This window comes from Photobacterium sp. 2_MG-2023, from assembly GCF_030547675.1.
Taxonomy (GTDB): domain Bacteria; phylum Pseudomonadota; class Gammaproteobacteria; order Enterobacterales; family Vibrionaceae; genus Photobacterium; species Photobacterium arenosum.
In genome coordinates this window covers 22,610-29,008 of record NZ_JAUOQQ010000037.1, presented here as the reverse complement: position 1 = coordinate 29,008, position 6,399 = coordinate 22,610, and the positions used below count along the sequence as shown (strand labels likewise).

General features: G+C 50.6%; 5 protein-coding genes. 2 read left to right on the top strand and 3 right to left on the bottom strand.

Features of this window, described 5'->3' with window-relative positions; translation table 11 throughout:
* Positions 1 to 287: 287 nt before the first annotated feature.
* From clpB to rluD, 3 genes are all read right to left on the bottom strand, one after another.
* On the bottom strand, positions 288 to 2,861 hold the full coding sequence (gene clpB / locus Q4491_RS20585) for an ATP-dependent chaperone ClpB (RefSeq protein ID WP_303460498.1): 2,574 nt from the start codon (positions 2,859 to 2,861) through the stop codon (positions 288 to 290).
* 135 nt (positions 2,862 to 2,996) lie between these two features.
* Positions 2,997 to 3,725 (bottom strand): peptidoglycan editing factor PgeF, encoded by a 729-nt coding sequence (gene pgeF / locus Q4491_RS20580; RefSeq protein WP_218384202.1) that lies wholly within the window; start codon positions 3,723 to 3,725, stop codon positions 2,997 to 2,999.
* Position 3,726: 1 nt separating this feature from the next.
* The gene (rluD, locus tag Q4491_RS20575) at positions 3,727 to 4,701 is read right to left on the bottom strand and encodes a 23S rRNA pseudouridine(1911/1915/1917) synthase RluD (RefSeq protein ID WP_161443993.1); all 975 of its coding nucleotides are present in this window, start codon (positions 4,699 to 4,701) and stop codon (positions 3,727 to 3,729) included.
* 140 nt (positions 4,702 to 4,841) lie between these two features.
* Here rluD and bamD point away from each other — a divergent pair, with 140 nt between their 5' ends.
* Positions 4,842 to 5,567: an outer membrane protein assembly factor BamD gene (bamD, locus tag Q4491_RS20570; protein ID WP_027253524.1), complete on the top strand. Its 726-nt coding sequence runs from the start codon at positions 4,842 to 4,844 to the stop codon at positions 5,565 to 5,567.
* A 363-nt stretch (positions 5,568 to 5,930) separates the two neighbouring features.
* Positions 5,931 to 6,290 carry a ribosome-associated translation inhibitor RaiA gene (gene raiA, locus Q4491_RS20565; protein ID WP_192015694.1) on the top strand — a complete coding sequence of 120 codons (360 nt, stop codon included), beginning with the start codon at positions 5,931 to 5,933 and terminating at the stop codon, positions 6,288 to 6,290.
* The last annotated feature ends 109 nt before the right edge of the window (positions 6,291 to 6,399 follow it).

The window sequence follows — 6,399 nt, the reverse complement described above, 5'->3', positions numbered from 1 at the left end:
TTCACTGATAAATCTTTTATGACTGTATCATTGTCGAGTGCCCACACAGATTGCATGGTCAAATTGTTAAAGAGCGTCTGACATGGTCTTGGCTGTTAGCGCCGTTCTCCGTGTCAGTGAGGCGGCATTATAGAGAGTTCGCGCACCTTGGCAAGCATAAAATCACAAATAAATTTCAACAGGTCATATTTCGAACAAACCCTGCACTTAAGAGTAAAAAACAGCCAACACAAGCCAAAAAATACAGAAAAGCCTGCTATCGAGCAGGCTTTTCTTACTTTACGATTTTATTGGCTGGCAGAAATATGCTCATCCTTGGCGGCCAGCACAATTGGCTTATCAACCGTTAATTGCCCGGAAAGGATATCCTGCGCCAATGGGTTTTCAATGTATTGCTGGATTGCTCGTTTCAGCGGGCGAGCACCATATACAGGATCAAAACCTGCGCTTGCAATCAAATCCAACGCAGAATCTTCTACTTTCAGTTCAAAGCCTTTTTCTTCCAGTCGCTCGCTCAGGCGACCAATCTGAATTCGGGCGATATCTTTGATGTGCTTATCACCCAGAGGATGGAACACAACGGTTTCATCGACACGGTTAATGAACTCAGGGCGGAAGTGATGGCCCACGACGTCCATAACCAGATGTTTGATACCGGCATAATCAAGCTCACCAAAATGCTCCTGAATACGATCAGAACCCAGATTCGATGTCATGATGATAACGCTGTTACGGAAGTCGACTGTTCTGCCCTGCCCATCAGTAAGGCGACCATCATCGAGCACTTGCAGCAGAATGTTAAACACGTCCGGATGCGCCTTTTCTACTTCATCCAGCAGAATGACGGAATAAGGACGCCGGCGAACCGCTTCAGTCAGGTATCCGCCCTCTTCATAGCCAACATAACCCGGAGGTGCTCCAACAAGCCGGGCGACGGAGTGTTTCTCCATGAACTCTGACATATCAATACGCACCATGGCGTCATCACTGTCAAACATGAAGTTGGCCAGCGCTTTGCACAGTTCTGTTTTACCGACCCCTGTCGGACCCAGGAACAGGAATGATCCGATAGGCCGATTTGGATCAGATAATCCTGCCCGGCTGCGGCGAATAGCATTCGCCACTGAATTAACAGCTTCGTCCTGGCCTATGACCCGCTGATGCAGCGCTTCTTCCATCCGCAACAGCTTATCGCGCTCACCTTCCAGCATACGGGATACCGGTATACCGGTTTGACGTGACAGCACTTCGGCAATCTCAGCATCTGTGACACGATTTTTCAGCAGACTCATTTCCTGCATTTCTGCCTGGGCAGCCAGATCCAGTTGTTTCTCCAGTTCAGGTATCTTGCCGTATTGCAGCTCAGACATACGATTCAGATCCCCCGCACGCCGGGCAATCTCCATGTCGGTTCTCGCCTGTTCCAGCTCCGCTTTAATATGCTGAGTGCCAGACAACGCTGCTTTTTCTGCTTTCCAGACTTCTTCCAGTTCAGCGTACTCGTTCTCTTTGCCTTCCAGCTCTTCACTTAACACGGCCAGACGTTTCTGGCTGGCGTCGTCACTTTCTTTCGACAGCGCCTGTTGCTCAATTTTCAGCTGAATAATTCGGCGCTCAAGGCGATCCAGAGATTCCGGCTTCGAATCAATTTGCATACGGATACTGGAAGCGGCCTCATCGATAAGGTCAATCGCCTTATCTGGCAACTGGCGATCAGAGATATACCGGTGCGACAAGCTAGCCGCCGCGACAATCGCCGGATCGGTAATTTCTACATGATGATGCAGCGCATAACGCTCTTTCAGGCCACGTAAAATCGCGATGGTATCTTCAACATTCGGCTCTTCCACCAGCACTTTCTGGAAACGGCGCTCCAGCGCAGCATCCTTTTCTATAAACTGACGGTACTCGTCCAGTGTTGTTGCCCCGACACAATGAAGTTCACCGCGGGCCAACGCAGGTTTAAGCATGTTACCGGCATCCATGGCACCTTCACCTTTACCGGCACCAACCATGGTATGCAGCTCATCAATAAAGAGGATGACACTGCCCTCTTCCTGCGCCAGTTCGTTCAATACTGCTTTAAGGCGCTCTTCAAACTCGCCACGGTATTTAGCACCAGCAATCAATGCGCCCATATCCAAGGACAGCACACGCTTATTGCGCAGCCCTTCAGGCACTTCACCATTGACAATACGCTGGGCAAGACCTTCGACAATCGCCGTTTTACCCACCCCCGGCTCACCGATAAGGACAGGGTTGTTCTTTGTGCGGCGCTGCAAGACCTGAATAGTACGGCGGATTTCTTCATCGCGACCGATCACGGGATCCAGCTTGCCTTGCTCAGCGCGCTCGGTCAGATCTATGGTGAACTTTTCCAGCGCCTGACGATTTTCTTCGGCATTGGGATCATCGACTTTCTGACCACCGCGGATTTTCTCAATCGCCTGTTCAACTTTTTCAGCACTCAAACCAAACTTACGCAATAGCTCGCCCAGCGGGCCTTTGTCGTCCACCGCAGCCAGAATAAACAGCTCGGAAGAGATGTATTTATCTTTGCGTTTCTGAGCCAGCTTATCGCACATGTTAAACAGCACGCCCATACCATGGGACAACTGCACATCGCCGCCGATACCGCTGACTTTGGGTAAACGGTCGAGCTGTTCAGACAAACTGGAACGCAATTGGGTAATATCTACATTCAGCAGAGTCAGCAGCGGCCGCGTGGTACTGCTGTCCTGATTCATCAGTGCCATCATCAAATGCACAGGTTCGATATACTGATGGTCTCGTCCTAAAGCCAGCGACTGAGCATCAGAAATCGCTAATTGAAATTTGCTTGTAAACCGGTCAAGACGCATAAGTCCTCCACTCTAGATATGACCTTGTCATTATCTTGGTATATGGTTGCGCGCCTTGTGCTTTTCAAGCATAAATTGTGGGGATATCAGAAAGCGGCTCAAGGCCGCTGCATTGAAAGAGAGTAAGACAGAGGTTTATTTTTCCAGCCAGATTAAACTGGCCTGACGTCCGGTTACACCATCCCGGCGATAAGAAAAGAAACGGGAAGCGTCGCTGACAGTACACTCACTGCCACCGAAAACCTGAGTCACGCCCTGACGATGTAAACGCAATCGGGCCAACTGATAGATATCCGCCAGCCATTTTTCACCTTTTGGCTGGAATGCAGATTCCGCCGCCGGATCATCGGCCAGAAATTGCTCCCTGACTTCCCCGCCGACCTCAAAGGCTTGCGGCCCAATGGCCGGTCCCAGCCAGGCCAGTAATTGATCCGGTGCTTGAGCAAAACAAGTCACCGTTTGTTCAATAATACCGTCAGCCAAACCTCGCCATCCGGCATGCACGGCTCCCACCTGAGTGCCCTGACGATCGCACAGCAATACAGGTAAGCAATCTGCTGTCATCACAGTACAGGCTAATCCCAGCTGCCGGGTAATACTAGCATCCGCATGGGGAATGCCCACTAGCGGCTCATGCAGTGCCTGTACTATTGTGCTGTGGGTCTGCGACAACCAGGCAGGCGCATGCGCCAAACCCAGTTGTTGCTGCAGCCATTGACGATTATGTGACACAGCCGCCGGCGTATCGCCCACATGGTCCCCCAGATTGAGGCCAGCATAGACCCCCTGACTGATACCCCCGAAACGGGTGGTACTGATGGCTTTGACATTCGCAGGCGCTGGCCAGTCTGGGGTAATCAACATATCAGTAATCATCCTCTGGATGGTCAAGCTTGTCCTGACGCAGAGTCTCGACTAAAGCCACCATATCTTTCGGTGTCTCAGCATGCCATTCCATCAACTCACCGGTAATCGGGTGATCAAGCCGCAGCATACGAGCATGCAGAGCCTGACGATCAAAGGCACGAAGCGCGAGAATCACCTCCTGAGAGGCATTGCGTGGCGGGCGTGGGCGACCACCGTACAGAGTATCCCCCACCAAAGGGTGCGAAAGATACGCCATGTGAACACGAATCTGGTGGGTACGCCCTGTTTCCAGACGCAGCACCAGACTGGTGTGCTCACGAAAGTGCTCAGCGACACGATAATGCGTGATAGCCGGTTTGCCCAACTCATGTACCGCCATTGAAGTGCGCTTGGTAGAGTGACGGCCAATCGGCTTTTCAACCACACCACCACCGGTCATTTTGCCCATAGCAACCGCTTCATATTCACGAGTGATTTTGCGTTTTTGCAGCGCGCGAACCAGTCGGGTCTGAGCCTGAATCGTTTTCGCCACTACCATCAGACCCGTCGTGTCTTTATCAAGACGGTGCACAATACCGGCTCGCGGCACTTCGGCAAGAGACGGGCAGTGATGTAACAGTGCATTGAGCACAGTACCATCCGGCGTGCCTGCACCCGGGTGAACCACAAAATCACGTGGCTTGTTAATCACCAGCAGATGCTCATCTTCATAAACAATGTTGAGCGGAATGTCTTGCGCAATCCAGCGCTCTTCATCTTCAATCTCAGCCACAACAGTGAGCTTTTCACCGCCCATCATTTTAAGGCGGGGTTTAGTCACCACTGCGCCATTGACGCAGACGCTGCCATTGAGAATCCAGTCTTTAATCCGCGAACGGGAATAATCGGAAAACAGTTCAGCCAGAGCCTGATCAAGACGTTGACCAAGCTGGCTATCGTTTACTATGTTGCTTAACTCTATTTGCTGTGCCATAAAGAACTTTTTCAAAAAGCGTGAGACTAAAGCCTAAACGCTGCGTAAAATGACAGATATTAGTTGTCATTGTATCTGTTAACGGCGCTGACCGTAATGGATCACAGAAATAAATTATGACCAAGGAAACTGACGCCGCAATGAAACGCCTGATAATCACGACATTTCTTGCCGCCGCTATTGTGTCTGGTTGCTCCAGTACAGAGGAAGTGGTACCGGATATTCCGCCTTCTGAGCTGTACGGCAGTGCTCAGCAAGCCTTACAAAGTGGTAGCTGGGTAACAGCCATTGAACGATTAGAAGCACTGGATTCACGTTATCCGTTCGGCGCTTATTCGGAGCAGGTGCAGCTTGATCTGATTTACGCTTATTACAAGAACGATGATTTGGCCCTCGGCGAAGCAACCATAGACCGCTTTACCCGATTGAACCCGACCCATGAAAAAGCAGACTGGGTGCTCTATATGCGTGGCCTGACGCACATGGCCCAGGATCGTTCTTTCATGCACGATGTGTTTGATATTGATCGCCACGACAGGGATCCGGAACCGGCTCGCCAGGCCTTTCGTGACTTTAAGCGCCTGCTGGATCGCTACCCGGCCAGCCAGTATGCCGCAGATGCCAAAGCAAGACTGGTTTACCTGAAAAACCGTCTGGCCAATTATGAGTTAGCCGCTGCCGACTTTTATATCCGCCGTGAAGCCTGGGTGGCCGCTGTGAACCGCTGCCAGCAAATTCAGCGTCTGTATCCGGATACTGAAGCGGCCCGTCAATCGCTGCCGCTAATGCAAACCGCGTATGAAAAACTTGGCCTGGAAACGCCGGCCGAACATGCTCAGCGACTGATTGATCTCAATCCGGTTTGATCCTAAGACAGATAAAACGACAAACGGCAGCCAGATGGCTGCCGTTTTTTATTCTCGCAGATGACTGCACTCAATCTAATTTCAGCGGGTCCTGATCATTCATGACGAAACACTCTGCTTCAGGCCGAAAAACGCCCCTGAGCAGCACTGGCCGCCAGTCATCAACTCACTCCATACTGCCGCATTCATAATGCCCTCGACAAGGGGTTTTTAGTCATTTTCTTGTCACAAAGCAGAACAAGTCACAGAAATAAATTGGTGAATTATTTTACTTATCAAAGTTGATCCAGATCACTTTATTCACGCTTGAGAAGAGTAATCTGAAGTTAACCCACCAAGGGGTAGCAAAACAGGAGAGAGACTATGCAAGTAGAAGTCACAGGCAAAAACATTGATGTCACCCCTGCTATCCGTGAGCGCATTGAAGAGAAATTCAGTAAGTTAGAGCGCTTTCAAGTCCCGCTGATCGGCAAACATGCTGTTATCAGCCAAGAACCTAACCGGCACTTCAAGGTGGAAGCAACAGCCGGCATTCCAGGGGGGAACATTGTGGCATCCTCTGAACAGGAAAACATGTACGCCGCCATTAAAGACATGTATCAGAAACTGGAGCGACAGCTGAGCAAGCAATCACACAAATCGGAAGCCCGTCGAGCCAGTCACAGCCAGAAGCCTGTATTGACTGAAGCCGAAATCGCAGAAGAAGAAGACTTCGAAGCCTGAACCCTTCCTATCAAGCCCTGCCACATGGCGGGGCTTTTTATTCTTGACAAGATCACCGACTCGCCATAGGGTGATTCCTAGACAATATTTAGCCAGCATATTCACGAGA